This window comes from Paenibacillus sp. FSL H8-0332, assembly GCF_037963835.1.
Taxonomy (GTDB): domain Bacteria; phylum Bacillota; class Bacilli; order Paenibacillales; family Paenibacillaceae; genus Paenibacillus_AQ; species Paenibacillus_AQ rhizoplanae.
Map to the genome: position 1 here is coordinate 4578852 of NZ_CP150145.1, position 26936 is coordinate 4605787.

Below are 26936 nucleotides of genomic sequence, written 5' to 3' on the forward strand. Positions count from 1 at the left end.
CAGTCATCCCTTGGACAAGGAGGAGAACACAGTGAAAAAAGCAATCGCAAAGCAAGCTTCAGCCGTTCTTGCCGGTTCTGCACGTTTCTTTATATCTATAATGAAGCCAGCTTTCCACAGCCCGGAAGTACCAAAAGAATTACGTAAGTAATTACACAAGGATGGGGAGTACATGCGTGTCTTACTAAACGACGGCTCTTCCCGCAGTATCCGGGAGGAGGAGATATTGTATTTCTCTAACCATAAGAATACGATATTCGTCCATACGAAAGAAGGCGAATTTGTTCTCCCTACCACTCTTTCCGATTTGTATGCAGCTTACGGAGGCCTGGGCTTTGAACGTCTTGACCGCAGCAATGTAGTCAACATTGGCAATATTGACGGTTATGATCCGGAACGGAAGATTGTTCTGTTCAATCAAGGGGAACAATTTGCTACTGTATCAGAATCCAATGAAACACGTATCCGCAGATTTCTGGCTTCGCAGAAGAAAGAATCACAGTCATAGAATGTAAAGAGAGCAGCGATCCTTTTATAAGAGGATCGCTGCTTTTTTAGTTGTTATACAGCTTCAAATTCAATCATTATCACATAATATCCATCTTATGTAAAGAGGAATTCAGAGGGCGAATGACAGCAGACGGATTTTCTTCCATATGGTACCATTTACATAGAGATATTTTATTTCAATCTTAATTATCTGTCCCACCTACTCTCAACTATGATGGAGGAATACAATGGAAACTTACTTTCATCCTTCTCCGCGCCCCTCATCACTTGAGCTATTGTCTGACGAACAATTAATGAACATCTACGAATTGGCGCTGGAAGCCAAGGCTTCACCGGATTTTATCCAGATTATCAGGAATGTTCTCACCACGCGGAATCTTTCAGGTACCCAACATCATTAGAATGCGAAGCTCTGATCCATAAGATATACCTGCACAGATGCCAAAAAACCATCCTCCACATTGTGCGGGGATGGTTTTTTGGTGAGCAACGGACTTCTATCTACTCGATAATTTCGGTCTTGAATACGTTCTCCAGCTTACCACCAAGCCGCTTCTTCAGAGGAACCTTGATATCGCGTCCCAGCTCTTTGAAGAAGGTCTCCGCATCACATTTGACGTTCTGAGCCATGGCAATGACTGTTCCATCAGCAACGATATTCTGATTCACTTCAAGCGGCACATCTACTTCGATATCGTATTTTTTGGTAAGTGTCTTGATGTATCTTGCAAAAATCTCCAGCAGCTCTTCGTTATTGAAATTCTCGATGGCCGCTTTCCCTTTGCTGGTGAACTTCATATTGATTCTCATGTTTCTTATCCCCTTTTCTGTCTAACCATTTGTAGTTTGTTTATGGATCAAGATGAATAGATGGCTGCAAGAAAGGGCAACATTATTCATTTTGGAAGCACGCTATGCCGGGCCCTTCTTTACTTGTACACGCCCTTGATCTGTTGTACTTTGAACTGGGTGAATTCCTTCAAGGCCTGAATAACCTGGTCCTGTTCCTCTTCCTTCAGCTCATAGATGCCTTCACGCAGCCATTCTCCGAACAAGTACGCCTGGCGCCCCTGGCGCGGCTGCCTGCGGAGGCTATCCAGACTCCCCTCGAATATATCGTTCAGCACATCGGTCAGGTTGTACTTCTCGATCTTCTCTATAACCATTCCTGCCCCATATTCCGTCTCATAAACGATTACCTCTTCAGAATCAAAGGAAACATATGACGTTTCTTTGTCTTCCTTCGCCCGGAATTCCTTCAGCTTGTTGAACGCCGTCTCGTAAATGTAGTCTTGGGACTGATTATGCTTAGGCAGCTTGTAGCCCTGCTTCAGCGTCTTGATGTACTCAATATCAGGCATATAGTCGGCCAAATGATACATTCGGTTCTTGAGATCCCCTCCGAGTGCTTCAATGATCTTGTCCAGGTTATCCTTCAGCGGGATACTCTCTCCCCGTTCAATCTTGCTGAGCTGTGAATAGCTGATGCCGCTCTTCTCTTCCAGCCCCCTGAGGGTTAACCCGCGGGCCTTCCTGAAGTGCCGGATGAAATTCCCCAGCTCATCGGGGTAATTATCGAAATCGTTCATAAGAGCCACCTCTACCTATATCATAACACAAGACAACAATTTGTGTTTCATAATAACAATTGTTTATGTAAATTCTTTAGATGAGAAGCGTAAAACTCTTCAGATAGCCGCCCCCTGACAGGATGAATTTTCCATTTAATTCTTGAAACATGGTTTTAATTCCCATAAATGAGAGCCATAATGTTTCGATTTCCTTATTCTCTCAAATACACTCCGATTTTATCCGATATAACCTAATGTAAACTTAATACCACAACTGGAGGAATGTTCATGTCTTACACAATGGAAGTCAATATTGCAAAAAACCAGGTGATTGTCAGAGCCTACGGCCTGACTGAGAGTGACGTACCCGCCTACATAGCAGATTTCGAGAATGCCCTGAAGCAGCTGAAGCCGGGCTTTACCGGAGTAACCGATGTGACAGGTTCCCCAACCGTGCTATCCCCTGAAGTAGCCGGAATGCTCGCCCCAACCGGTGACCGCGCGATAGAAGCAGGGGTAGGCGGCTGGGTATACGTTGCAGATTCCCCGGTCTGGAAAATGCAAATGAAAAGACTGTTCGGCAAATTCGCCGTGCATTACCCTACATATCAAGAAGCCGATGCTTACCTGAGCAGTCTGGGCAACCAGTCCGTTAACTAAGATATATGAAATACAAGCATATATTTATAACAAAACCGACCAAGCAATTGCTTGGTCGGTTTCCTTTACAGAATTATTTTTAGCGTAATACCTTAACCAAAGCTGCGACTTCCTCGCTCCCATAGCCAGCATGAAGGGTCTTTTAGAACAGATTTTCAGCGAACCGGGGGAATTCGTTATTGATGCCAGATTCACGTGCTTGCAGCGTCAGCAGCTCAATGCTTGTCATGGACATTTGAAGCGAGCCCACGCCTCAAGGTCACGGGCTTGCTGCGGACTCCCCGTAACTGAGCTAAATGAGCACACGGGCGGCCAGAGCGGACTTCACGGACTCCTGGTCCAAGATGCTTGTGGACACGTTGTAATCAGCTACACAGATGATCGTGATCGGACTGGCAGCTATGGCTGAAGCTGCACTGGATGCGTGAAGGGCCCCTCGACGGATAAGTGCATCTGCTCTTGCAGGGGTGCGGTTCCATACCGTAACCTGGTAACTCTGCTCTACCAGATTGAAGTGCATGAGGATGGTTCAGGCGTTATACATACGCACATTAGTGAGTCTTACCTGAATTGGGCCGCCCATTTTTTTCTGGGATTAGGCTTGGAAGCCATGTACGCCAGCCCGTGGCTCTACGAGGACAAATAGGAAGACTGCTGTTCACCACATGTAATGACCCAAGTGTTTTTTGTTATTCCTCAATATCCCGGCCAAGGACGCCGCACACAATATAATATAGAGTCCCAGGAAAAGCGGCATGGACAGGAAACCCTTATACTCAACAATCCCCATTCCAATAAAAGTCATCCCTAATATGAGATAGGGCAGGACCATCCCTCTTTGGAAAGAGGCCCGCTCATTCTTACTCAAGCTATCCCTAACGGATTGCCGAAGAAACACATGAAGTCTAAAAAAATGACATGCCGCTTGTGTGAGCATCCAGATCCCTAGAAAAATCTGCGCTATGATTTCTCCCACCTCCTTTGCTTATCCCTTCATTATAAACTAAAAAAAGCCACTCCATGAAGGAGTGACTTGAAGACATGGAATCGACACAACACCGGCCCTCTTTTCCCCTTAAAGTTTACATCATTAACGTTGCATATTTCAGCATCGGTCGCTTCTATCGGGCAGTTATTGCTGAACTTCTTCTTGCAGGATTCCTCTACAATAGTTACGGGCTGTGAAGGCATTAGGCCCATTCATCATCGCAGTAGTACACATTATATTCGCTTTTTCGCATACATCAGCCCGCCCACCTCCAAACCTGCCCATTGTATTCGGTTTTTCGCATACATCCTGCTTGCTCACCTCTATACCTGCACAATGTATTCGCTTTTTCGCATACATCTGGCTCGCACACCCCATTCCTGCCCATTGTATTCGTTTTTTCGCATACAAACGGCATGGGTTCAGTGAAACAAAATACCGCTTGCTATTGGAGAATACGATTTCCCATTAGCAAGCGGTATTTATTGTTATGGAATTCCGGTATTTACAGACTCTAGACTACTTAACCCTCACGTATCCAGCCCCTAACCCTTTCAAGACACCTTATGCTCAATGCGCAGCTTGTCGGCTACTATGGCAATAAATTCTGAGTTAGTTGGCTTGGATTTGGAGATATTAATGGTATAGCCGAACAGGTGGGAGATGCTGTCGATATTGCCACGGGTCCAGGCGACTTTACAACCGATTTAATTTATGAGCTATTATCACTATTTATCGGGTTTCATTTGTAACATTTATTGCCTTTTGTACTTCACAACCAGGTTATCATATCTCATATTTTTAATCCAGTATTCCACTAAATATTTTAAATTGAAAAGCAGACAACCATAAAGGCTCCAGCGTTCACATTCATTCAGACTGGGGCATCATATCCATATAATATGACCAACTCACCTCAAAATAAAAGAGCCATAGGATGTAATCCTTGGCTCTTTTAGATACTAATTAATCATAATTTTTTTCTTTTGAATTTCGAACTCTTCCTTAGTAATCACCCCTTCTTTTTGTAATACGAATAACTTTTCCAATTCACCTGCCATTAATATGGGAATACTAACTTGGGGGGGAGTTTTATGCGTATCAGCTTGATCCGCATTTTTAATTAACACACTAATTAATCCGTGAAATTCATTAACTTGTTTATTCACTTTTTTGTACAACTCAGAACTCTTTAAAATCCCTTCCTTATTCTTTAATGAATTAAAAAAATTAATATTAACTACAGGATGTTTTAAATCGTTAACGATAATTTTTAAATCAATTAAAGTAACCGTATCTTTTTGTATGTTTTTCCCTGACAATCCACCTATCACAGCTCCAACGCCGCCAGCCAAAAGTCCCCCTATTAAAACTCCTCCAGCTTGACTACTTCTAGATGTTTTTGATATGGAATTCCCATTCTCAATAATTTCAACTTCTATAATGTCATTTGCGTTATATGTACGCCCAGATGTCAGATCCGAATTCATTAAACATATCGATTGGTTCTCAATGTCAATAATTACTCCACTATCATTATTGCTTGAAATAAAATATTTATCAGGTGATTCTAATTTTGATTTATGCATATAAAATTTTTCGAAAAGCTTTTCTTTCTTTTCTTTTAACACAATATTTTCAGTCGGCAACGAGACAAAGAATAACACTATGGCTATAATTAATATGGTCCATCCCCAAAAAGTAGTTTGAAAAAATAAAAAAGCAGATAAAATAAATCCCACCAACAAAATCACAGTACTTTTGGTCTTACTTTGTGGTTCTTTCCCTTCTAACATCTTCCCTATATTTCCACAGGAACAGTAGACGTAAGTGTTCAGGTTTTTTTTATTGCAATATTTAGATGGGATAATGTGCATTTTTCCACACGAATTACAATATGTATCAAGATCTTTACCCGTTTCCCTTACGAAATTCATGACATTAATAACATTCACAACCCTTCTAAAACTAGAATAAAGCAATTATATTCCATTATAACCCTTTTTGTCGAGTACACCAGACTATGGATCAATTAATCTTTTCGGATAATAAAGGTAAAAGGAGACTATTCCTTTGCCACTAGAAATTATATTCGGAAAAGTCGTAAAAAGTATTCGTATTAAAAAATGCAGTATATACAGGTGAATTACGCTTACATAGAACTAAAAAGATTGATATTAATCGTAATATTGTTGAAAAAGTTCCGTTGGAAGAGCAAATAGTATTACAAGATGAATCCATAAGAATTGTTAGTGATGAGATATTTCAACTTACTCAGGTTGAAAAAGCAAAGCGTATAAAACAGTTTGGTGACTTTAAGTATAAAAATGTAATCGTAGAAGATGATGATGGAAATACTATACAATCTTCTCAAAAGACTTTAATTAGGGGAAACAGCAGGCATTCCAACAAACATCTATTTTCCAACTTACTGAAATGTGGAAATTGCGGTGGCAGCCTTAGAAGAAGAGTAATAAATAACAAACTGAAGAACAATAGAATAAACACATATACTTATTGGTTTTGTAGAAATAGCGAGCTTCATGGAAAAACAAAATGCTATTTTAGAAATGTCCAACACGAAAAAAATCTTATCGAGTTTGTAAAGAATGAGATAATAAATTATCGTAATTCACCTAGGAAGAGAAAATATTATCTCGATACTATTTTAAGAACAAAGTATAATACTAAGGATATTAAAAAGAAGAAGTTAAAACTCCAAGAAGAAATAGAAGAAATAAATATAGATAAACATGGACTAATAAAATCAGTTGGGAGAGAATTAATAACTGAACATGAATTTTTAATTGAAAAAAAGAAATTAGATGCTCAATTATTCAAAGCAGAATCTAAGCTTAAACAACTTATATATATTGATAATGAAATTAAGGCTTTACAAGCAAACTTTAATAGGTTTACTAAATTCTTAGAACAAGTTGATGTTGAGAATCTTACAAATAGTATTCTAAGAAAAATCGTTCATAGTATCACTGTCGAAACCCATGGAGAACCTATTTTTCCTGGAGCAATTCATGACAAACACACTCTTAATATTGAATGGAATTTCCTTGATACAACTGAAAAGGAGATACTAAGTGAGAGTTTAAAAAAGTTAGGAAAATCTAGTGGAAGTGGTAAAAGCCTTGAATTAACTGAAAATATAATTGAAGAACTTGCAAACATTGCAAGCAGAAAACCGACAGATGATGAACTTCTATGGAACTTAGAGAAATTCCACAAAACACTTTAGACTTAGTACAGTTAAAAACCAAACTGATGGTGATCAGTTTGGTTTTTTTATTATTGATCAATTTCGATCCTTGTCGCTTTACCACTTGATGGAAAAGATGAATCCACTTGATCTACCCAAACAAAGACCTTATCTCCTATTTTTAATGAAGTAGAATTAGAAAGATCTTTTGTAGAAACCCACATTGCGTTTGGATCAGCTTTTTTTATAATCTCCTCTACATTTGATTTTTCTATTTCCTCCTTTTCAACTCCCCACACAATAAGTTTTTTTGAATTTTCTTTTGTATCTACAATGTAACCATTAATATCCCATCCAGAATTATTCATTGAATCTGCATCCCCAGCACTGTTTGATACATCATTAATTTTTACATCGTTACAACCAACAAGTATAATCAATATTAATAACAAAAAATATTTAAGTTTCATAAAATCCCTCATTTCTATATATTTGTGATACAAATATATAGACATTCATTTACAAAAAGATGTTGCATTAAATTTAAATTTCTCACCAAGTAACTGGAGTTAATCCAAGTCGATTAGTAATATGAGTCACATGAGAATAAGCAGAATAACCATTTGAGGTTCCTTTATGAAGTCCCATAAGTTTTCCTCCACTAAAAACTGTTCCTCCACTATCACCTCCTGATTCTGCGAAAGTTGCTAATCTCAATGAATCAAACCAAACGTCCACACCATTAGGATCATTCCAATAACCGTAGTGCGCTTTACTTTGTAAGGTCCCACATGAGCTTGATTCTCCTCTGTTTCTACCAGACATACAAACTACTTGACCTAATACATCATTGCCTGCTACTTCCACACTCGTTAAATTAGAGTCCTTATATACCTTATTACTTAGCATAGAATTTGAAGTTACTCTAATACCATTCGCATCCACTTCGTTACCATAGTGGCTTAGGCTACTTGTATAACCTATATAATTACCTCCTTGATATATTCCCACACCAGAATTTTTATACCAACAATGCGCGGCTGTAATAACATATGGATTAGAATTCGCATCAATCGCTGAATAGCCCATTGAACATACGCCTGATGTTGAGGGTGAAGAATCAATTGCTAAACCACCTTGTAACGGACTTGTAGTGGTTGTTCTGCTAGAATCTACTGTTGAATAATTATCGTCTAACTCTTCAATTTCAAACAAAGATTGATCTTGTTGTGTTAAAGAACTTATCATACTTAATGCGTACTCTTTATCTATATTACTTTTAATTATACCAAGTTTAACCTTCTGACCAATAAAATCTGCTGTAACATAACGTAAATCTATATCCTGAGAAATCAATTCTATGTTTTCAGAAACTAACATTGTTACATCCTCTATTTGTTTTTCTGAGTAAACCCCCTCTTCAAATGATATTGGTAATTCAATATTGAACTTATCTTCTAATTGTTCTCCTAAGTATGTCACATCACTTACAGTACCTTTTTGCAAACTATCTTCTTGAGATTTTATAATTATTCGAACTTCCCCACCATCAGCTTGATCAATATATAATCCTAAATACTTTTCATTAAGTTCTGGCATTGAATTAAAATATTCTTTAATTTGGGGTATTAATTTATCTTGCTGTTCGAACCTTTTTGTCAGAGCCTCTTCTTCTGATGATGATAAATAAATTCCATATTTCTTTGATATATATTTATTATCATTAAAAGTTTTAGCGTTTTCATTATTAGCAAGTCCAAATTCAACTCTCTTTTCAAGAGCGTTTTCTAATTTATTAGAGTCTTCTAATGAGTTCACACCTTCCTCAGCGTTTAAACTACTTACTGAAAACGTCCCGAAAAATAAGAAAAAAATAAAAATCATTGAAGCTACTTTCTTCATTTAATCTCCTCCAATATTTATTTGATATTCTTTTGGAATAAAAAGAATATCTACCATCATATTTAAACACGATCCACATTTTCCAAACATTGTATTTACCTATTTTATAAACATCGCCTGTAGCACGTCTATAAAATAGGTAATTAAAATTCCAAAATAAAAAGAACCGTGGATATGTTCCACAGCTCTAAAAAGTAAATATTATTTTTGAAATGAAAATATGAATAGTTTGTTTGTCACATCCTTCTCCATCTTCAAATCGACACCTAATGTCAAAAACACTGAAGCTAATGGAACTAATTTTTTACCCTCAATTGTTACTATCCCTTGAAGATCATTAGGATTATCCGATATTACATATTGCTTAGTCTTGTCTGAGTTATACAACGTGTAAATCCTATAGTTGGTGTTAATACTCACATAATTTGATTCCATTTTGAAATAATTATCTACACTTCGCATGTCAGCTTCTATCTCACCTTTAACGAACGGATTATCACTGGTTTTTAAAGCATAATTATCATACGTTATAGCTAATAGCCTTACTATAGTACCAACAGCACTCACAGAATCAACATATAATAAACCGTTATTATCTTCATATATTATAAAAGCATTCGAGCCAAGCTTGTATACCTCATTGTCAATTTTGAATACCTGCGTCAATTCTTTCAATGATTTCACCGTCACTTTTATTTCATCTTTGGGTGGTGAAACAGTAACTTGTGCAGTTTTTTTATCCAAAATTTCTACTGATTGATTGGTTGGTCGCCACAATACATCTTTATTCATAATATTCGAAACGTCTCTCACAGATAAATAAATACTTCCGTTATAAGATAATACAGGTTTATTCAAGGCAACTTTCGCTCCATTAGAGTAAACCTTCACATCATTTCTGAGCAAACTTTGAACCTTTTGATACGCTTCTGCTCCATATGCAGAAGTTACCCCAAAGAGTACAGCACCACATAAAAATCCGCTAATAAACTTCTTCATGCTTTCACCTCTAATAATTATTTTCAATGTATTAGTGCATTTACTTGTTGATGCATTAAATTATTTAAATTCAACCTCTCGAACTTGAGCCATGTTACCTTGACCTTTTACATACTTATAACTTGGAATTTCCGATGTTGCAGACACGTAGACACTTCCAGACTTTAAAACTTCGAATAAGTCCTTGAAGCTCCTTCTCTCAAAATATAAGTACCAGCTATCTGATCCATCATCTGGGGTCACCCTTGCACAAAAGTAGTTATCTTCAATTTCATTACCAAAACCATAATTATAATAGTCATCAAGAGTCGCTGTTCCCTCAACAACAAAGTTTTTGTCCAAATTGTTCTCCATGTCAAATTGTACGTCTCTTGCCTTGAGCCTATTCTCTTTCATGTAATCATCTATGTATGAAATCTTCTTAGGGTCCTTTAATTCTTTTCCTAAATCATTAATAAAGTCTTTCCTAATGTTGCCTGGATTCAAAGCATCTTCTCCAATAATACTGACAACAATTTCTCTGCCAACTTCAAAATCCTTCACACCATTATTTTGAATCTCTTTGCCACTGCCCATAATTGACTGATACTTACCATTGACCATTTGATCTACAGCGTTGATAAGTTTTTGCTCTGCATCAGTTTGTTTAACAAATCCCTTAAGAGATGCCGCAGTAGTTTTCAACCCAATTATGTTTATTTCGCTTATTCCCCCCTTGTATTCGTTAGCACTTATAGCCAATTGTATAGATGCGTCCCATGTTACCTGCTCTATCTCCATTGGTCTTTCTACACTCTTGCTTTTTATAACAATTTCATCAACATTATTGTTGCTGCAAGCGAGTAGTAATAATTGCATGGTTAACAAAATTAAAGGTACAAATATTTTCTTCATAGTTATCCCCCATTAATATTTATATTGGAGCCTTTTAAAGTTCTCATATTCAATCATATCATTTATATATGTAATTTTAAACCATTATGTGGAGTATAGCCGACCATTCGATATTCTACATTACAGATAATAAGTGTAAAAGGAGTCTTTCCTTTGACACTTGAATCCATTTTCGGAAAAGTAGTTAAAAGTATTCGTATTAATAAAAATATTACCCAAGCACAATTAGGTGCTGAAAGCACATTAGAACGCACTTACATATCTGAGCTAGAGAATGGGAAGTATCAACCTACTTTGACCAGCTTATTTGATATTTCTAGAGGGTTAGGCATAAAGCCCTCTGATTTAATACGACTTGTTGAAATTGAATTCGAACTACAAAATCATCGCCAATAAAAAAGTGGCGCTCAAAATTTAATTTGAGTGCCACTTTTACTTTAATGTTATGATAAACACATTCTCAGAATACACTTTCAAGTTTTTCAAGATTTTTCTCAAAAGATTCTTTTACAAATGACATCTGGTGAATTGGAATCTTGTTAAGGTAAAGATAATTATTAAATGAAGTTCTAGGTTTCATTTTTTGATATTTATCAAGGAAACGAAATATTGGTCTTCTCCTACATAATAAAGAACATAACTGTTCGAATTCTGAAATATCAATTTGAGCAAACATTACAAAAGGAACTTCTGCCGCGTTTCTGATTTCCTGTTCCAGTTCAAGGTCCATTGAATTGATCTTAGGTATATTACCATATGTTACAGCTAACATATATATTTCTTGAACCCCATTCATCATTTCATGATTAATCGATTTAAGATCAAATAGTCGTTTATTTATTTGCATTGCTGAGTCAACAATAATTTTTTTGTAATCCTCTTTAATTGATTTTTCATATGCATTAATATAAGATTTCTTTCTTAAGACATATTTTTTCGCATCAATTACCAAAAGCTTATTTCCAAGCTTCAGATGAATATCAGGTGAAGCTCTCTTATTACCGTCAATTTTATATTTAAATTCGTGAAATAATTCATACTTTACTTTTGATAATTCTACAGATTTTTCAAAAAACTGAATTACATATTGTTCGAATATTCTTCCAAAAAAACTGAAAAACTTTTCCCCTGAATATATTTTACTAATTTTATTGATTAATTCCACTTCTAAGTTTTCCAACAAAAACTTATTTGAGAGGGGGATTAGGTGATTATCATTTATTTTTATTAATGGATTTTCTTGAAATTTAATATAATTCCAAGGTTCCTCTATAGTACCCTTTGCCCATTCTTTAGCCTCTAAAAGTGTTGATGTTAATAATTCAAGTATCTTATATTTTTTTGTATCTTTTATTTCAACAAGTGTCCGCCTCAAATCAATTACTAAAAACCCTCCCTCTTTCTTAATATCTTTGTTATATGTTCCGATTAAACCCAAAAGAAAAGATAAAAACTCTCTAATACTAAACCCATAGTAACTTTCAAAATCAACATGAATCTCCATGTACTCTTTATGTTTATATAGTCGCTTATCTTCTGCTAAATCGAGAAAAAGATATGCGGACCGTGCTGCTGATGATCTAACATTAATTGATGAATTAAAGTTAAAGTTAGGGATAGTATCGTACTCAGTAAATATATCCGTATCATTTGTTAAGTAATCTGCTACCGTCAATCCAAAAGTAATAATTCGAACCATCTCAGTATTATAATCAATGTTTTGTAGGTTTTCTTCGTTATTATCGCTGTTTCCATAAACAAGTAACCATTTCCATAGCGAGAACAATACCTGTTTCGACATTAAATCTTTATCATCTAATTTAGCTTTGATCCAGCTTATCTCACGACCATTTGCAAACAGATAATTATAGTAGTTATTTCTTATTGAAATATCGTTCTCAGGTAGGCAGCATAAAAGTGATAATGTTTTTAATGCTACGTTTAAGTTCAACCTTTTTATTTCTGATATTATTTCTTTTTTATCTATTTTTCCATTCCCATACAAAAAACTATGAGTTGCATAAACGCTAACAATATTTTTTATTTTCATAAAATCATTCCTCCTTCATAGTTATATTAAAAAGCCTTCAAAAGGAAGGCTCTAGCATGATTATATAACTGCTATCAATTGAAACGTTTATTCATTATTACTCTTTATAAACTCAAATACTCTTTTAGCAAGCTCAATAGCTTCATCAGACATATCCTCAAGACTATTTATATGGTTCAATGCTTTCTCGCAAAAGTTAACTTTGTTACTAATTGTTCCAGATTTACTACCGTAATTCCCCCTCCTTTTTTTGTTCGTTAAATGATCATCTATATATTTTCCGATGTATTTATTTTTATAATCAGCCTCACTAATCTTCCGATTAAATTCTGCTGTTTCACCCTCATAATCACTTACAACTTTCTTCAAAACATCAACATTAAGAATATTTTCTATTTCTTTACATTCTAAACAGTAGAATCTATCTCCAAGTTTCTCTTTAAGTCTATCCTGTCTATCTTTTTTTAGATCACTATCCTTATCAGATATCAAGAATAGCTTTCCACATATCCTTTCAGCATTCATGGATTTAGATACTTCATCCACTTCCATTTCCTCATTATCAAGAAACGACCAATGAGTTATATTGTTACCACTATATTCGATAAATGCATAATGATAATCTTCCCTATACCGTGCCTCTTCAGGTATTTGAAGTGATTCTTGATATATTTGAAGATATCTCCTTATGTAGAAACGATCAGTAATACCTTCTACCCATATCGTGCAATTTGAAAGATATACCGAAGAGTTCTTAACTCCCAATATCTCCAATAAACTATTATCTTCGTTACTTAAATTCTCAACAATAAAGTTAGCATTTTTTTCATTTGAGCTAGACTCATCTAATTGCTTTTTGAATGAAAACACAGATATTTGATTGATATCAAGCGTAATATCAAGAAGATGGTTAGAATGTGTTGTAAGGAAAAATTGAAATCCTTTAAACTCTTCTTTCATAAACGTTTCCATCAACTTCCTTTGTAACCCAGGGTGTAAAAAAAGTTCAGGCTCTTCAATAAAAACGAGTGATTTTTCACCCATATTAGCAAATAGAGGGAATGTTTGGATGATAATCGACTGAATGCCGTCCCCCAATTTATAGATAGGCATTTCAATCTCTTCACCTATCTTAACAATCACTACATCAGATTTGACTGAAGGAATCAACGCAACTTTTGAACCATTGAAAAAGGTATCGCCCAGAAATTCTTGATATTTAACTACCTTTTGCCTGTCATTCAAACTTCCCAAAAGTAGATTTTTAAGTTCTTCATACAGATTAAGACCACTAAAAACAAGATTATCTTTGAGATTTGGAAAATAATCTTTAATGGTTCTTAATGCATATAGATCATCCTTATTATCCGACAATGGACGTAAACCTCTTAAAGTGGGTACATATATTTTTTTAAACTTGTATACCTCTGGTTTTCCCTTCATTATTTCAGATAATTGTCCCTTATACTGAACTGAGATTGTTAATAGTTTTTCGGATAATTCCCCAAAATTGAAGCCATTCAAAAATGTATAATTAGAGGTAACGCTTCTATTATTATCTCCCCTTGCAATTTCTCTTAAATATCCTCTTATTTCCTTCGTAAAATCCAACTCTTCTTGGATAATTTCAATTATTTTAATTTCTTTTAATTTTTCTAGTAAACCACCATAATCAAAAATCCTACTTTCTGAAAATAGACTTGAAATTTCCCCTACTAAATCGTTATATAAGCGAAGTAGTTTCTCTACACTAAAACCTGAAGGAAAAAATTCAAGATTTTCCTTTTGAAATAGTCTTCTCATAAATTGGCTTTTCCCAGCATTGTTTGAGCCAACAAAAATGTTGATTTTAGAAAGGTTCTTTATACTGTTATCTTCTTCAATAAAACTATAGTGTGAGAACTCTTCTTTTAGTTTTATTTCTTTTATATAGTAATCCATATTTCCCCTCCCATTTCATATTAACAGTTTTACATAGATAAAACTCGACTTTTATCTATGGCTACGCACCTCCTAATCCCTTATTTTTAGCTGGGATTGCTTCATGGGAAATTGTATCAAATTATTTATTCAAACCTATACAATAGTTGGAGGATGCTCTCTTTGTTAATTTAACGGAAACACATTGTATTACTTGGATCAACACGCTGAAACTCCCTCAAACTTCGACATTATCAGGAGTAGCGCTACTTTCATGCCTCAATAAATACAACATATCTACCGTTAACACGTTTGAGCAAAAACGTTAAAGCATAATGTGAATGATTATATTGTTGTGAATCTTGAGTGTTAAATCCGAGGAAAAGATATGCGAAGTTAATGTATCAATAGCTTGAAATTCCGAAGCCGAGCGGGTTTGCAGTGCCCACCTTATGCTGAGAAGAAAAGACTTTTTTCCGTGTTATAACCTACCCCCCGGTATGTCGTGGAATTAGCGTTCCGCGACATGCCGAGGTGACTACATAAAACATAACTTATTTACGGCATTTTCATACTTTTATTCGGAACAATCATTTTTTACATATTATGTATTTTTTTAAAAAAAATCATTGTTCTCCGAAGTATTATGCCTCTACTCTCTTTAACGGTTCTAATATAACACCGTCCGGTTCTTGAACACACCTTGTACTTATCCAACTTCCCCACCTTACTTGCGCAGCTCCTTCTCCTCTTCAACATTCTCTAACTGCATCAACACCGAGATATCGTCTATTTCTAACGCAGTAGCTAATCGTTCAATGATTCCAATATTCAATTCCTTTAAATTATTGTTACATAGATTTGATATCTTTGCCTGTGCAACGTTCGAAAGCCTAGACAGTTGCATCTGAGTCATATTTCTCTCTTTCAGTATTGATCTAAGCTTAATATGTACTTTTTTCACTGAAACCCCTCCGAAAAATTGTTATTGACTTTATAACGACGTCGTTATAAGCTGCAGCCCAGCCCCCAGTATACATGCATCTCTACTACTACGCAAAACATCATTAATTTGTTTATACCGGGGGAAATTTCAATAAATTTACTTGGAGGTAATTATGCTAAAAACCGAAGAAGTTTTTGATCTCTCTTACATTCCATCCTGTGCCATAGTCTACGCTTACGAAGGACAAATTAAGACAAAGCTTCACAATGGTAAATGGATAAAGACTAAGAACCTGACTCTCATATTTGATCAAAACGGCGAGTTTGAAAATGAAGGATACAAATTGGCTAGTAGTGACGAGGTATTGTGGTATGCAGGGGCAAGTGGTTGTGAAATACCGGAGTTTATTGTATGCGATGACGGCGTATTTAATTGGATCGAGCCTGGATATGACATTGTGGAAAGCGGATTGTTTAGAATTTAGCATAAACGACAAATAGCCCACTCCCTACGTGTGTGAAGTGGGCTATCCCTTTTCCTTAATCACCTTTGCCATATCTCTAACCAATATCGTATCCTCTGACTTTAAAACTGTTTCAGCAAATGTAACCAATGGTTTGTTTTGTTCTGCTAATAGCAGCAATTCCTTCTCAGCCTTCAACTTCATAAAATAAGCAATCGCTCTATCCTCATCCGACATATTCAAGTAGTCATTCGCTGGATTCTTAAGTGCAAGCTGATCACGCATATGATTGAACTCTCGGATATATGATTCTTTATACATGGCAGCATCTTTGCCATTGTATCCCATAACAAGGAAGGTAAATCCATCATGCGTGATAAAGTATTTCGTGTAAGTTCTTCCTCTTTCGCTAACATAATTTGACTCGCCAAAATTGGCGGTTGAGAATTCTTCGCTACAATCAAGATTTCTTATATCACGAATAACTTTGTCATGATCTTTCCCAAACACTTCCGCTATCTTCAAGCTATCTGTCACTGCTTTACCGTTTTGTTCGATTACCAATTGTAAACTATTACTATTCATGAGTGATTTTAAGAAGATTTCGTTTCATCGATAAAGTACATGGAACATATGCATTAAAATTCAAGCGATTTGGGTGTCTTGGACGTTTAGAGTTGGTCAATATTGTTTTATGATTTTTGTTTAATGTATTTAGTATAAATATTGAATTACCTTTATTATGATTCATGATGCAATCATAAACATAGTTTACTTCCACAGCATGGAATTTCGCTTTCATTCCTGGTGGTACATTCCCCCATGCCAAAACAATATAATCTGATGCTAAAATCCCCTCCTGAATACTATTACGATTTTTATTAAGATAATCTACATAACCTGGTGTAGGAGAAAGTTGATCAATAATTGATTGTAAAGAAGGGGATTTGGTTTCATATAAGCCAAATAAATTGACAATGTTCACCTTCCCTATCTCTTTTAGTCTATTAGCTTCACTAGCTGCAAATGTTATTACACGATTTACAGTCTGATCTGATTGGAGTAAATCCGCAATACTTGGATTCATCATTATGTAGGTTAGCGTTTTATCATGGAAATTATCAAGGGTCACCTTCAAACTATATCTTGCCTCCACTTTCCCTATTAGCACTTCCGAAATACAATCAACGCTTTTAACTGATCCATGATATTGCATCCCTATCCACATCCTTATATTATTTCGTATTCTCTTACAATGACAATCATACCGTAAGAACTTTAATGATCGACAATCAACCCTGGTTTAATACAAAAGATGTATGTGATATCTTAGAGCATAGTGACACAAGTATGGCAGTTAAGCGGTTGGATGATGATGAAAAGATGACCCAAACAATGTTTGTATCAGGTCAAAATCGTTTGACTTGGCTTGTTAATGAATATGGGTTATACTCCTTGATCATGAAGAGTCGAAAACCGGAAGCTAAGGTATTTAAAAAATGGATTACACATGAGGTTATACCTTCTATTCGTAAGAGTGGTATTTAATCTGTCGCAATTGATGATTCTGCAGCATGTTCACCAATACGACGAATTAGTAATTTCACAAAATTTTCAACCCATAACGTATCATCATCCGTTAGAGGCACGAAATCATTCCTGACTCCTTTTCTAGCAGTTAACTTATCGCCTCTCGCTGAAGTCAATTCTCCTAAACTATCTAGATCATCTCTGTTTATTCCGAATTTATTTGAGGCATGTCCTCTCCCCCCCGCCAGTCCCTCAATGTAACTCAAACAAAAGTATGCCATACTAAGCAACTGGTCCCTACCTTGAATATACATTTTATATCTATTCCAAAGTATTTCAGCATCAGGAGATGCAATAAAATTAGAGGGGATTGTAGGATAAGCTCCTCTCACAACAGTCATGTCAGCAGATAGTTTACCATTTGTACTAAAAGCAATACTCCCCATATTATTTTTATCACTATAGAAAACATCAGCAGACAAAAACAAAAAATCTAGTTCACCCAGTCCATTTCTCAAGGCTACATCTATTTCCCAAGTCCTTAAAAGAACTTCAACAATATTCTTAGCATCTTGAACTTGAGAATAATGTTTTTTCATTTCACAAATTAACAGTCCATTATTCATCGACAGATAAAATTCTTCCGTATCGAATTCTACAAACGCTTCTTTTGTATACTCAATATGACTATCTGTAATCAATTTATAAGTGAGACTATTTACATGAGATTCATCCACAAAAACACCCTCCGGAATTTTTTTAGAATCTATATATTATTTGAAGAGAACAGTCGATATTTCACTCCACCATAATCAACTTACTTTCCCACAGCGCAATTACAACATGCATTTGTTCGTTATGCTTCTTATCACCTTTAATCACTTCTTTCCACAATACATTTCTATCACTTGCTAACTCTGGATTAACTTTCAGCAGCTTTACAGCTTCAACAGCGTATGCCTTGTTCTTATTGTTCGGTTTAGTAAGATACTTTCCGCCAGGAACACCTCTGACTAGCCCCTCTTCGCATAATCCCAAAAAAGCATTCCTAGGACAATCTTTACGCTGTGAAGAGCTGTTCGGTCTAAACACTTCAATTGTAGCTTGATTCCATGCATCTAGAGGAGTCCGAGCAGCCTTATCGTTGAAATATTGTGTAGCGTTTATTGCTGCAATTCCGTACTTGTTCATCATCTTCTCACTCCTATCTATTTTCTTATAAGTTCAGTTCATGAAGTCGCAGCAGTACTTGAAGCTTCCCCTAACATTTTAATCAATTCTGCTCTATCAATTAGCCTTACCTCTGCCTTGTCTGCAAGCTCAATAGCTGATTTTGTAAAGGTTGATGTTGTAATAACCCAAGCTTCATTACAATCATACATAATTCTTCCTGCTATTGCTTCTTGGATTGCTTTATTCCCAACGCTTTGTTTACCGTATCTTTTAGCTTGAACTGCAATTCTTCTTCTACCCATTTCAATTATCAAATCAGCTCCATGATCGCCACTTGTCGCGGTTGTTTTTACCTTAAATCCTTTATGAATAAAATATGCTGCCAATCTTTGTTCAAATTGTATACCTGACATCTTATCAATTTCATTAATTCCACTTGCATTACGAACTCTTATTCTTTCACGAGCCTCTTCTGCTTCTTTATCCATTCGATCAATTAACGCTAATGTTCTAATGATGTCATTACTTTCACGATTAAACTCATCCATAGCTTTCGCAGCTTGAGTACTAGCCGTTGTAGTCTCCCTGTCATATATGTATCTAATGTATAACGTAACACCAAAATAGCTTACAACGATCCAGGAGATTGTATCCGGGTTCAGTTGTAATAAATCAAAAACCCAAATAATTAGCACTATCCAAAAAAACAAAACAAGACTCTTACCAAGGCTACCCAGCCATGAACCATATTCAACTTCTTTTTCATATCCCATAGCCAATTTTTTATAGCAATCGTCACACAAATCAAGATAATACTTCTGTGGAGGGTAGTTGCTTAAATGGCATACTTTCTTATATTCATCCTTCCACCCTTTGATTTCTTCGGGATCGTATTTAAGTTTTGTTCCTTCCGGTATGGTTATATGTTGATATCGTATTTTCACTGGAGATGAACAGCAACGGCATCTTCCAGGGACTACTTTTATTTGTGCTGGAATATTATTAGCAAGCTCAGCGCTTCGCTTTGATACTTTTTTGACAGTAGATTTATCTGAGCATCTAGTACAAATCCCCTCAGTAACTCCATAACGAATACCATGTTTGCATTTTTTATAAGCAAATTTATCGACAAAAAACTTTATCCATCCAAAAAGCAATATACCAAAGAATAAAAAGAATAAGGGGAGCAATACAAAATCAACAACGTAATCCGGCAAAGTTTTGCCCATAATTTGAATAACCATTTGCCTTATAGCTTCCCTAATTATTTCAATCATCTTCTACCCTCCAGTAATTTCAATTTACTGTGTTGTAATTCGCTAATATGAGACAATATCCCTTTAAATTCTCTATTTGAGGCACCTTGCCGCACCAATTGTTCATTCCAATCTTTATGTAATATTTAGGATATAACACTATGGGAAGAGGATAGTTTAAAAAATAGCTTAAACGACAAATAGCCCTCTTACGCACTTAGCTACTGTGGAGGGCTACGGCTTTTTTATACTTCTACTGACTACAATAACATCAATACACTCTATCCAAACCTAGAACTCATTTATCATCAATCCAAAACTTATCATAAATGCTCGAAGTCACACTTTATTTTCCTCTTATTAAATTATATGTAATTCCCACTAACATGCTATTGCTGTCTACCGTTGATCACATAACTCCCAAATAACTTTAATAGCTGGATGAATCAATCCTTTGGGAACTCTACCATAAATACTTTTATACAATTCCATATTCTCACTGAGAACTTCAGACATTACAATCGCTTCCTCAGGTAGTTTTATATTTTTTATAAAATCATCAAAAACCTCCATTGCAGCATATCTATTTAATTTCACAGCTGCACACAAGACACTCAGATAAACATGCCTTTTTATTTCAGGAGACGAAGTATGATTTAAAACAATGTGCATTTTACGAGCAACTGTTTCCGCATATGAATACCCATATTCGGAAATAGTTCTTTTAATCTTATCACTGTAGAGTTCGATAAGTTGTAAGAAATCCCCTATAAAATTCACTTCTGCAAGTATCATTAATAGTCTTTCAGGAATCTTATCGAATAGCTTAATAAAAAGATCATCATCTTCATTTACAGAATATACGATTTCCATCATCTTTGTCACATTGTCTTGATCATATGTATTGGCTTTAAGCTTTTCATTTGCTATTTCAACGAGACTATCCATTGTATCAATAGGATTTTGATAAGGGGTTAACGATAATCGATATACATTTATTGCGTCAATTAGATGCCCAACTGATTGATATCGATCAGCTGGATTATTTTTAGTTGATTTCTGAATGATATATGACAATCCCGCAGGTAATTTATTGGGATCAATTAAACTTGGTAAGTCACCTGTCAACATATGATATAAAGTTTTTCCCAATTGGAATATATCTGTTCTCACATCTGCATTCTGACTTCCAGAATTTTGTGACTGCTCTGGCGCCGCATAATAATCTGTTCCTAAAATAGTTGATTTGTGTGTCAAAACTGTACTATCACGATAAATAAACTTAGCCAAACCCAAATCAGAAACTACTACAAGTTCATTTTCTAATATCAGTGCATTTTTGGGATTGATATCCCTATGCGTACACATAGATAAATGTATTGCTTGGACACCGTTACATATCTGTTCAAAAAAATCCAGAGCTCTTTCATGATTATGTATTAATTGAGGGATTTCTTCAAAGATAGATTTTTCGGCAATAGGCATTGTGAAATACGGAGGGTCATATTCAAGATTTGAATTCTCTACTGAAACAACGTGATAATGATCAATATCAGACATAATTCGCACTTCTCTTTTAAACCTCTTAAGAGAATCCTCATCTGAAGTTTTACAGTACTTCAATGCAACTTCTTCATTATTTTGATTATCAAGAACTTTTAAAACCGCTCCCATACCTCCTGCACCTATAATACTTAGTACTTCATAACGATTGTCTATTAAATCCCCTAAATTAAACAATTGCAAATTCACTCCCTCCTTGGTCACTCAATTAATTACAATTCCCCACCATTATATGCTAACATATGTATATCCATAGATCTACAAAGATAGCTATAATGACCTATATAATCTAAAGTTAACAGGAGCATCGAAATTTGGCTAGAAGATGTAAAAAAGAACCATTTATTATAGAAATATGTCAGTTCACATCTTAATTGTCACACTGATATTTAAAGCTCTACTTATATTTAATTTAAATCTAGAGAAATGGGGAATTACACATGAATTACTGTAATCAATGTGGACATCTGGCTAACTACACAATCTTGTTACAAGAAGATAAAGAGGGGGATTTTAGCAATGATCCTGATTATCGTTGCAAATATATTTATATGATTGTGAAGTGTAGTGGTTGTGGTAATATCTCATATCGTTCAGAATATCATGATATTGAGAGAGCAGATTATGATGAAGAACTCTATAGTCGTTATGGTGTAGAAGAATTAGCAGTTCCTGTTACGGTGACAACTTACCCAACAAAGAGCATCAAAATAAATAAAATTATTTCTGAAGTATCATATTCAATTCCTGAGTCTATTTATCTTACATATCAACAAACATTAATAGCATTTCAAAATGAAGCCAAAATATTAGTTGGTATTGGATTCCGAGCAATTATTGAAGCAATTTGTGCAGATCAATTAGTAGAAGGAAGTAATTTACAACAATCCATAGAAAATCTCCATATCAAAGGAGTATTAGCTAAAAGAGAAAAAGACTTCTTACATGCAATAAGATTTTTAGGTAATGATGCAGCACATAAGATTAAAGAACCTACAGATAAACAATTATCAATAACCTTAACAGTTATTGAGCAATTGTTAATTAATCTATATGTCCTTCCACATAATATGAAGGAGGAAATGGAGACTGTAGTTGATAACTATGAAGAGTTCGAGAGGATTTTAAATGATCAACTTCTAAATTTCAGCCAAGCAGAGGAGTTACCCCTTAAAGAGTATCTAGGAATTAATACACGGAGACTATTTCATAATTTCGCTCAAAAAGAGATGGAGCTGAAAAATAAAATTCATTCAGGGAACTATACAAAACTTAAGATAGGTAAGATGGATTTTTATAATAATTCAAAAGCGGAAGTTCAACATTACATTCTTGACTAACGTTAAAATAAAATTCGAATTTCTTATACTACACAGCCTACATTAAATGAGTTTTCTATTAACGAAAGTTAATACTAAATACATTCTAAAACTGGAATAATTTTATTTCTCTTAAATTTTGCTTTAACTTCTTCTTATGATATTATTAAATTTATCGGATGGCATAGTGGTTGTTCCCCCTTAAAAATCAGGAGGACATCCTATGACGATTCAAGTTTTGTTTGATTTCACAATGCCATTGTACTTCCTTAAAAGTATTAATGCCATGAAAATTAAACTGACTTTGACAGTGCGACTTAAGTCTAAGAAATAACTAAATACCCAACCACTATTCTTTAACTCTATCCGAAATCATCTCTTTAAGGGGGATGAGGATTTAAAGAGTAAAGATATAGTGGTAGAATAAAAAAGCCATAACCTTATTAACAAAGGTCATGGCTTTTCTTGATCCCCTCAACTCACCACTTCTCAGGCTCTCTTAGAATAATCACCAACATTCATACTTATCTTAACTATTAAAACAAAACCATTCATTAATATCCAATCAAGCTAATAAAAAATATAATATATGTTTATTTATTATTTTCTTTTATACTAAAACTACAGCTGGAATAAAATGAATAAGTTGGTGAGGTAAATGTTTGAACTTTACTCAAATAGACAAAATAGGATTCTTAACAAACCTATTGACCCATATGAATACGATAATCTTAGTGAGAAAATCCGTATCCAAATCTATCACATTCTTAAATCTTCTACTGGTCAGTTAGATGCTGAGCAAGTTGGACCAACAGCAATTTTCTGGAAATATATACATAGTACTTTATGTAGAGAGTTCGGATTAATCACATTAGGGGAAAATAACAAAAATCCTTATCTTAACTGTTTGACTTACATATTGAATGCTGACTCAAATAATGTTTTGGATTGTATAGACTTTATTTTTCACTCTATTGAAGAAACATTTGGGAGATTAAAGCCTGGTGAAGCTAATTATAATGGTATTACCCAAAATCCAAAAAGTGCTATAAAAGAGCTTAACACTAGGTTTAAAGAAAATAGTATAGGTTATCAATTTGAAAACGGTCAGTTAGTACGTATTGATTCGCAATATATTCACCAAGAGGCTGTTAAACCTGCTATATCTTTGTTAGGAAACAATAATTTCACAGGTGCTCAAGATGAATTTTTAAAAGCACATGAACATTATAGAAATGGAATGTTCAAAGAATCCATTACCGAAGCATTAAAATCATTCGAAAGTACTATGAAAACTATTTGTATCCGTCTCAATTGGGAAATGAATACTGGACAAACAGCGAGTAAGTTAATTGAAACGTTAGTTAAAAACGAGTTTATTCCTACTTATATCATGGCACATATGAATGGACTCCGATCAGTCTTAGAGTCTGGTCTACCATCACTAAGAAATCGAACAAGCGGTCATGGTCAAGGTGAGATACCTATCTCTTTACCAGAACATTACGTATCGTTTGCCCTACACTTAACGGCAAGTAACATTGTGTTTCTAGTAGAGTGTTATTCAGCTAAAAAACAAGATTAAAATTACGTATGGAGGTGCCCCCTATTGGTCGAAAATCCAATCGATATCTTGAAGCGAGTTAAAAATGATTTAAAAAAGTGTGCTGAAACATGGGACTTTTTGAAGAACATAGACAATACAGATTATGAAAAGGCACGCTTGATCATTCTTAATATATGTAAAGAAGATGATATGGAAGTTCCAGCAGTAATTAAAATTTCCTTGGAAATGGAAGAGTTTTTGACATATATATATGATGGAAATACTAATCAGAATGAAGCATTTTTAATTATTCAAGAAACGTTCAACCCCTTTATAGATATTGTGAGACAAAAATCAATAACAGTTCAATTTATTCCTGTTGAGTTCAATCCACCTATTTATTTGTCGTATAGTCACATTCGAGACGAACTCAAGAAATGCGATATAAAGATACTAGAGAATGACTATGCAGGTGCTATTACTAATGCAAGAAGTCTATTAGAGGGTGTTTTCAAAGAGATTATATTTACAATTACTGGTGAGCATCCGAATTTGAAAAATGACTTGGTTAAATTATCAAACGATGCAAGAAAAGCATTAAATCTTGATCCTTCAAAACAAGAAATAGTTGAACCTTTAAAACAAGTAATAACAGGTCTAGCAAGTACAGTTCAAGGATTAGGTACGATACGTAATGTAATAAGTGACTCTCACTCAAGGAAATACGAACCTGATGCACATCATGCAATTCTAGTGGTAAATGCATCTAAAACGGTAGCTTCTTTTATGTTCGGAACATTTCAATATCAACAAGTAAAGGGCATTTTAAAAAAGGAAGTGAAACAACCTAATTGATTCTGTTATTGAATTATAGTGCGTTCATTAGTTAATGTTACAGGAATGCCGCTTGCGGCATGACAGGAGCGAAGCGACAGGGTTTAAGGTCTTGACCTTCAGGGAGCGTAAGCGAGAATAAACCAGACCCTTGTTTAATAGGTTTTTCTGTTTCCCTGTTCTTTTGTTTCTACTCCCCATTTCCAAGTCAGATTTGACTAGATTTTGAGAACAGTTTTTCAAAATTGAATCAAATCTGACTCTTTTTTTGATAAAGCAAACTCAAAATCGAGTCACATTTGACTTGATTTTGAGTTTGCTTCAGTTTTTATTCAGATAACTTACACCTCATGAATTGAAAAACAATATTCACGGTCAAGTGTAATTAATTACCCCACCCACTTTTCTAGTCTAAGATACTAGACATATCAAATTCTTTCCCTTTCGGAATGTACTTATATTCTCGCTCCATCCAAGCAACTTCTTCAGGTGATTGCTTCATATTACTCATTTCTTCAACAAACTTCTTCGATTCATGTTCTCCCTTTTGCTTGTCTATTTCTGCTTTGTATTTCTTCATAAGTTCCTCCTGCTTATTTTCCGGTATTTTTGCCCAGCGTTTTTCTGCATGTGCTATTGCAATTGGGCATTTACTCTCCTTCCAGATGACAATATCTTTACCATCTAAGTACACATTGCGGTCAGGATTAGTCCAATTTGATTTACGGAATTGTTCATCCGAAGTCTTTTCAGCTACTTCAGCCGCCGAAAGATATCGATTCACTTCTTTAGTTAACGTCTCGCTTTTCTCTATACCCTCAGACTGTTCCTGTCGTTTTTCACGCGTCTCAACACTTACAGCAGTGTACTTATTTGGTTTACGTCTTACTTCACCTGCATCGTTCGTGTAAAACTCCCCTGAAATCTTATCAACTATGTTTAATATATTGACCTCACATGTGAACTTGTCAGCTGTGTTTTCTGAAACTCCAAGAACTTTCGCCCATTCTTCCATTGAAATAAGATAATTGTCAAGATTCATGCGCCAATTAGTATAGATAAGAATTCGAAGATGCCAAGGATTTCTGTTACATGCATTAAACATTTCCTCTGTAACCCCTACCCATCCTACATGCTTCAAGAGTTTGTCCTTCTTAGGCAAATAACTCTCCTCAACCCTTTTAGAGTCCAACTCAGATGCATCAGGAACATTAATAGTGATTAATGTATCGTACTCCAGTGATTCCTCTTCATAAGAAATAGTTATATACTCTTTATCATGAAGTGAAAGCAACAAGCGTCTGATCTCTCTTTTGTTGTCGCTCTCTTTTAAATTCCCATTTTTTGATGGCATAGGAAGCTGTTTGCTAAGTGTAACTATTGTTGTTTCTACACTTCCCCACCATATGTTATGCATAGATTGTCTACCAATGAGATATAGTAAGTTGTAAGCGTAAACATCATTTTTCGTTAAAAATAAACCTTTGTGATCGAAGGCGCTCATTAGCATTGGAAATGCTACAAAATTTTCTTTGCTTTTTTTAATCATACATTCCACTTCTCCTTATAATTTAACACTAATTAATTAAACACAAAACAAG

29 protein-coding genes and 2 pseudogenes are annotated in these 26936 nt (G+C 35.0%); 12 read left to right on the plus strand and 19 right to left on the minus strand.

The features are described 5' to 3' along the window. Positions 1-31 precede the first annotated feature (31 nt). From NST43_RS19895 to NST43_RS19905, 3 genes are all read left to right on the plus strand, one after another. Entirely contained in the window at positions 32-151 is a 120-nt protein-coding gene (locus NST43_RS19895) for a cyclic lactone autoinducer peptide (protein WP_339218898.1), read from the plus strand. Between the two features lie 21 nt (positions 152-172). After that, the gene (locus NST43_RS19900) at positions 173-508 is read left to right on the plus strand and encodes a LytTR family DNA-binding domain-containing protein (protein ID WP_339218899.1); all 336 of its coding nucleotides are present in this window, start codon (positions 173-175) and stop codon (positions 506-508) included. 229 nt (positions 509-737) lie between these two features. Next, complete coding sequence (locus NST43_RS19905; RefSeq protein WP_209984332.1) at positions 738-911, plus strand: sporulation histidine kinase inhibitor Sda; 174 nt, start codon at positions 738-740, stop codon at positions 909-911. Positions 912-1011: 100 nt separating this feature from the next. On the opposite strand, the gene NST43_RS19910 is transcribed toward NST43_RS19905, so the two are convergent. Both NST43_RS19910 and NST43_RS19915 read right to left on the minus strand, forming a co-directional pair. After that, on the minus strand, positions 1012-1320 hold the full coding sequence (locus NST43_RS19910) for a hypothetical protein (protein WP_036698353.1): 309 nt from the start codon (positions 1318-1320) through the stop codon (positions 1012-1014). 119 nt (positions 1321-1439) lie between these two features. Beyond that, complete coding sequence (locus NST43_RS19915; RefSeq protein WP_036698355.1) at positions 1440-2099, minus strand: helix-turn-helix transcriptional regulator; 660 nt, start codon at positions 2097-2099, stop codon at positions 1440-1442. A 270-nt stretch (positions 2100-2369) separates the two neighbouring features. Between NST43_RS19915 and NST43_RS19920 the strand changes: the two genes are divergently transcribed. Next, positions 2370-2741: a hypothetical protein gene (locus NST43_RS19920; protein WP_209984334.1), complete on the plus strand. Its 372-nt coding sequence runs from the start codon at positions 2370-2372 to the stop codon at positions 2739-2741. Positions 2742-3033: 292 nt separating this feature from the next. Here the strand turns inward: NST43_RS19920 and NST43_RS19925 are convergent, their stop codons facing one another. The 3 genes and pseudogenes from NST43_RS19925 to NST43_RS19935 form a co-directional block, all read right to left on the minus strand. Beyond that, on the minus strand, positions 3034-3261 hold the full coding sequence (locus NST43_RS19925; RefSeq protein ID WP_339218901.1) for an NAD(P)-binding domain-containing protein: 228 nt from the start codon (positions 3259-3261) through the stop codon (positions 3034-3036). 1022 nt (positions 3262-4283) lie between these two features. After that, positions 4284-4427 (minus strand): annotated as a pseudogene (locus NST43_RS19930) (sporulation initiation factor Spo0A C-terminal domain-containing protein); the annotation flags it as partial. A gap of 264 nt (positions 4428-4691) precedes the next feature. Then, complete coding sequence (locus NST43_RS19935; RefSeq protein ID WP_339218903.1) at positions 4692-5525, minus strand: SHOCT domain-containing protein; 834 nt, start codon at positions 5523-5525, stop codon at positions 4692-4694. 332 nt (positions 5526-5857) lie between these two features. Between NST43_RS19935 and NST43_RS19940 the strand changes: the two are divergent. Together NST43_RS19940 and NST43_RS19945 are read left to right on the plus strand one after the other, a co-directional pair. Continuing rightward, a pseudogene (locus tag NST43_RS19940) lies at positions 5858-6013 on the plus strand (recombinase family protein); the annotation flags it as partial. Then, a complete protein-coding gene (locus NST43_RS19945; protein WP_339225477.1) occupies positions 5990-6979 on the plus strand; it encodes a zinc ribbon domain-containing protein in 990 nt (329 codons plus the stop codon). The pseudogene NST43_RS19940 and the gene NST43_RS19945, both read left to right, overlap by 24 nt. Before the next feature lie 50 nt (positions 6980-7029). On the opposite strand, the gene NST43_RS19950 is transcribed toward NST43_RS19945, so the two are convergent. The 4 genes from NST43_RS19950 to NST43_RS19965 all read right to left on the minus strand — a co-directional run bounded on the left by NST43_RS19950 (position 7030) and on the right by NST43_RS19965 (position 10735). Then, the gene (locus NST43_RS19950) at positions 7030-7410 is read right to left on the minus strand and encodes a DUF3221 domain-containing protein (protein ID WP_339218905.1); all 381 of its coding nucleotides are present in this window, start codon (positions 7408-7410) and stop codon (positions 7030-7032) included. Between the two features lie 82 nt (positions 7411-7492). Beyond that, the gene (locus NST43_RS19955; RefSeq protein ID WP_339218906.1) at positions 7493-8842 is read right to left on the minus strand and encodes a S1 family peptidase; all 1350 of its coding nucleotides are present in this window, start codon (positions 8840-8842) and stop codon (positions 7493-7495) included. Positions 8843-9043: 201 nt separating this feature from the next. Beyond that, on the minus strand, positions 9044-9841 hold the full coding sequence (locus NST43_RS19960; protein WP_339218907.1) for a stalk domain-containing protein: 798 nt from the start codon (positions 9839-9841) through the stop codon (positions 9044-9046). A 60-nt stretch (positions 9842-9901) separates the two neighbouring features. After that, on the minus strand, positions 9902-10735 hold the full coding sequence (locus NST43_RS19965; protein ID WP_339218909.1) for a hypothetical protein: 834 nt from the start codon (positions 10733-10735) through the stop codon (positions 9902-9904). Between the two features lie 153 nt (positions 10736-10888). Between NST43_RS19965 and NST43_RS19970 the strand changes: the two genes are divergently transcribed. Further along, entirely contained in the window at positions 10889-11131 is a 243-nt protein-coding gene (locus tag NST43_RS19970) for a helix-turn-helix transcriptional regulator (protein WP_339218911.1), read from the plus strand. Between the two features lie 64 nt (positions 11132-11195). Here NST43_RS19970 and NST43_RS19975 read toward each other — a convergent pair whose 3' ends face one another. The 3 genes from NST43_RS19975 to NST43_RS19985 form a co-directional block, all read right to left on the minus strand. Further along, positions 11196-12785 carry a hypothetical protein gene (locus tag NST43_RS19975; RefSeq protein ID WP_339218912.1) on the minus strand — a complete coding sequence of 530 codons (1590 nt, stop codon included), beginning with the start codon at positions 12783-12785 and terminating at the stop codon, positions 11196-11198. 87 nt (positions 12786-12872) lie between these two features. After that, positions 12873-14726 (minus strand): AAA family ATPase, encoded by a 1854-nt coding sequence (locus NST43_RS19980; protein ID WP_339218913.1) that lies wholly within the window; start codon positions 14724-14726, stop codon positions 12873-12875. Between the two features lie 706 nt (positions 14727-15432). Then, entirely contained in the window at positions 15433-15669 is a 237-nt protein-coding gene (locus tag NST43_RS19985) for a helix-turn-helix transcriptional regulator (RefSeq protein ID WP_339218914.1), read from the minus strand. Between the two features lie 154 nt (positions 15670-15823). Between NST43_RS19985 and NST43_RS19990 the strand changes: the two genes are divergently transcribed. Next, a complete protein-coding gene (locus NST43_RS19990) occupies positions 15824-16135 on the plus strand; it encodes a hypothetical protein (protein WP_339218916.1) in 312 nt (103 codons plus the stop codon). Positions 16136-16177: 42 nt separating this feature from the next. On the opposite strand, the gene NST43_RS19995 is transcribed toward NST43_RS19990, so the two are convergent. Together NST43_RS19995 and NST43_RS20000 are read right to left on the minus strand one after the other, a co-directional pair. Further along, positions 16178-16678, minus strand: coding sequence for a Rha family transcriptional regulator (locus NST43_RS19995; RefSeq protein ID WP_339218918.1), 501 nt, complete (start codon positions 16676-16678; stop codon positions 16178-16180). Positions 16679-16691: 13 nt separating this feature from the next. After that, positions 16692-17330 carry a DUF1643 domain-containing protein gene (locus NST43_RS20000; RefSeq protein ID WP_339218919.1) on the minus strand — a complete coding sequence of 213 codons (639 nt, stop codon included), beginning with the start codon at positions 17328-17330 and terminating at the stop codon, positions 16692-16694. Between the two features lie 65 nt (positions 17331-17395). On the opposite strand from NST43_RS20000, the gene NST43_RS20005 reads away from it, so the two are divergent. Beyond that, positions 17396-17662 carry a Bro-N domain-containing protein gene (locus tag NST43_RS20005; RefSeq protein ID WP_339218920.1) on the plus strand — a complete coding sequence of 89 codons (267 nt, stop codon included), beginning with the start codon at positions 17396-17398 and terminating at the stop codon, positions 17660-17662. On the opposite strand, the gene NST43_RS20010 is transcribed toward NST43_RS20005, so the two are convergent. The 4 genes from NST43_RS20010 to NST43_RS20025 form a co-directional block, all read right to left on the minus strand. Beyond that, positions 17659-18381 carry a hypothetical protein gene (locus tag NST43_RS20010; protein WP_339218922.1) on the minus strand — a complete coding sequence of 241 codons (723 nt, stop codon included), beginning with the start codon at positions 18379-18381 and terminating at the stop codon, positions 17659-17661. The genes NST43_RS20005 and NST43_RS20010 overlap by 4 nt on opposite strands. Before the next feature lie 61 nt (positions 18382-18442). Beyond that, on the minus strand, positions 18443-18838 hold the full coding sequence (locus tag NST43_RS20015) for a hypothetical protein (protein WP_339218924.1): 396 nt from the start codon (positions 18836-18838) through the stop codon (positions 18443-18445). A 35-nt stretch (positions 18839-18873) separates the two neighbouring features. Beyond that, a complete protein-coding gene (locus tag NST43_RS20020; RefSeq protein ID WP_339218926.1) occupies positions 18874-20094 on the minus strand; it encodes a restriction endonuclease in 1221 nt (406 codons plus the stop codon). 378 nt (positions 20095-20472) lie between these two features. Next, entirely contained in the window at positions 20473-21819 is a 1347-nt protein-coding gene (locus tag NST43_RS20025; RefSeq protein ID WP_339218928.1) for a serine/threonine-protein kinase, read from the minus strand. Positions 21820-22076: 257 nt separating this feature from the next. Here NST43_RS20025 and NST43_RS20030 point away from each other — a divergent pair, with 257 nt between their 5' ends. The 3 genes from NST43_RS20030 to NST43_RS20040 all read left to right on the plus strand — a co-directional run bounded on the left by NST43_RS20030 (position 22077) and on the right by NST43_RS20040 (position 25356). Next, positions 22077-22976 (plus strand): DUF4145 domain-containing protein, encoded by a 900-nt coding sequence (locus tag NST43_RS20030; RefSeq protein WP_339218930.1) that lies wholly within the window; start codon positions 22077-22079, stop codon positions 22974-22976. Between the two features lie 637 nt (positions 22977-23613). Next, positions 23614-24540, plus strand: coding sequence for a hypothetical protein (locus NST43_RS20035; RefSeq protein ID WP_339218932.1), 927 nt, complete (start codon positions 23614-23616; stop codon positions 24538-24540). Positions 24541-24564: 24 nt separating this feature from the next. Next, complete coding sequence (locus NST43_RS20040) at positions 24565-25356, plus strand: abortive infection family protein (RefSeq protein WP_339218933.1); 792 nt, start codon at positions 24565-24567, stop codon at positions 25354-25356. A gap of 385 nt (positions 25357-25741) precedes the next feature. Here NST43_RS20040 and NST43_RS20045 read toward each other — a convergent pair whose 3' ends face one another. Next, positions 25742-26884 carry a hypothetical protein gene (locus tag NST43_RS20045; protein ID WP_339218935.1) on the minus strand — a complete coding sequence of 381 codons (1143 nt, stop codon included), beginning with the start codon at positions 26882-26884 and terminating at the stop codon, positions 25742-25744. Positions 26885-26936 lie beyond the last annotated feature (52 nt).

Bases quoted from the DNA above. Each gene is read 5' to 3' on its own strand.
- NST43_RS19900 (WP_339218899.1), top strand. From the start codon at position 173: ATGCGTGTCTTACTAAACGACGGCTCTTCCCGCAGTATCCGGGAGGAG.
- NST43_RS19905 (WP_209984332.1), top strand. From the start codon at position 738: ATGGAAACTTACTTTCATCCTTCTCCGCGCCCCTCATCACTTGAGCTA.
- NST43_RS19910 (WP_036698353.1), bottom strand. From the start codon at position 1,320: ATGAGAATCAATATGAAGTTCACCAGCAAAGGGAAAGCGGCCATCGAG.
- NST43_RS19915 (WP_036698355.1), bottom strand. From the start codon at position 2,099: ATGAACGATTTCGATAATTACCCCGATGAGCTGGGGAATTTCATCCGG.
- NST43_RS19920 (WP_209984334.1), top strand. From the start codon at position 2,370: ATGTCTTACACAATGGAAGTCAATATTGCAAAAAACCAGGTGATTGTC.
- NST43_RS19925 (WP_339218901.1), bottom strand. From the start codon at position 3,261: ATGCACTTCAATCTGGTAGAGCAGAGTTACCAGGTTACGGTATGGAAC.
- NST43_RS19935 (WP_339218903.1), bottom strand. From the start codon at position 5,525: ATGTTAGAAGGGAAAGAACCACAAAGTAAGACCAAAAGTACTGTGATT.
- NST43_RS19950 (WP_339218905.1), bottom strand. From the start codon at position 7,410: ATGAAACTTAAATATTTTTTGTTATTAATATTGATTATACTTGTTGGT.
- NST43_RS19955 (WP_339218906.1), bottom strand. From the start codon at position 8,842: ATGAAGAAAGTAGCTTCAATGATTTTTATTTTTTTCTTATTTTTCGGG.
- NST43_RS19960 (WP_339218907.1), bottom strand. From the start codon at position 9,841: ATGAAGAAGTTTATTAGCGGATTTTTATGTGGTGCTGTACTCTTTGGG.
- NST43_RS19965 (WP_339218909.1), bottom strand. From the start codon at position 10,735: ATGAAGAAAATATTTGTACCTTTAATTTTGTTAACCATGCAATTATTA.
- NST43_RS19975 (WP_339218912.1), bottom strand. From the start codon at position 12,785: ATGAAAATAAAAAATATTGTTAGCGTTTATGCAACTCATAGTTTTTTG.
- NST43_RS19980 (WP_339218913.1), bottom strand. From the start codon at position 14,726: ATGGATTACTATATAAAAGAAATAAAACTAAAAGAAGAGTTCTCACAC.
- NST43_RS19990 (WP_339218916.1), top strand. From the start codon at position 15,824: ATGCTAAAAACCGAAGAAGTTTTTGATCTCTCTTACATTCCATCCTGT.
- NST43_RS20000 (WP_339218919.1), bottom strand. From the start codon at position 17,330: ATGCAATATCATGGATCAGTTAAAAGCGTTGATTGTATTTCGGAAGTG.
- NST43_RS20005 (WP_339218920.1), top strand. From the start codon at position 17,396: ATGATCGACAATCAACCCTGGTTTAATACAAAAGATGTATGTGATATC.
- NST43_RS20015 (WP_339218924.1), bottom strand. From the start codon at position 18,838: ATGATGAACAAGTACGGAATTGCAGCAATAAACGCTACACAATATTTC.
- NST43_RS20020 (WP_339218926.1), bottom strand. From the start codon at position 20,094: ATGATTGAAATAATTAGGGAAGCTATAAGGCAAATGGTTATTCAAATT.
- NST43_RS20030 (WP_339218930.1), top strand. From the start codon at position 22,077: ATGAATTACTGTAATCAATGTGGACATCTGGCTAACTACACAATCTTG.
- NST43_RS20035 (WP_339218932.1), top strand. From the start codon at position 23,614: ATGTTTGAACTTTACTCAAATAGACAAAATAGGATTCTTAACAAACCT.
- NST43_RS20045 (WP_339218935.1), bottom strand. From the start codon at position 26,884: ATGATTAAAAAAAGCAAAGAAAATTTTGTAGCATTTCCAATGCTAATG.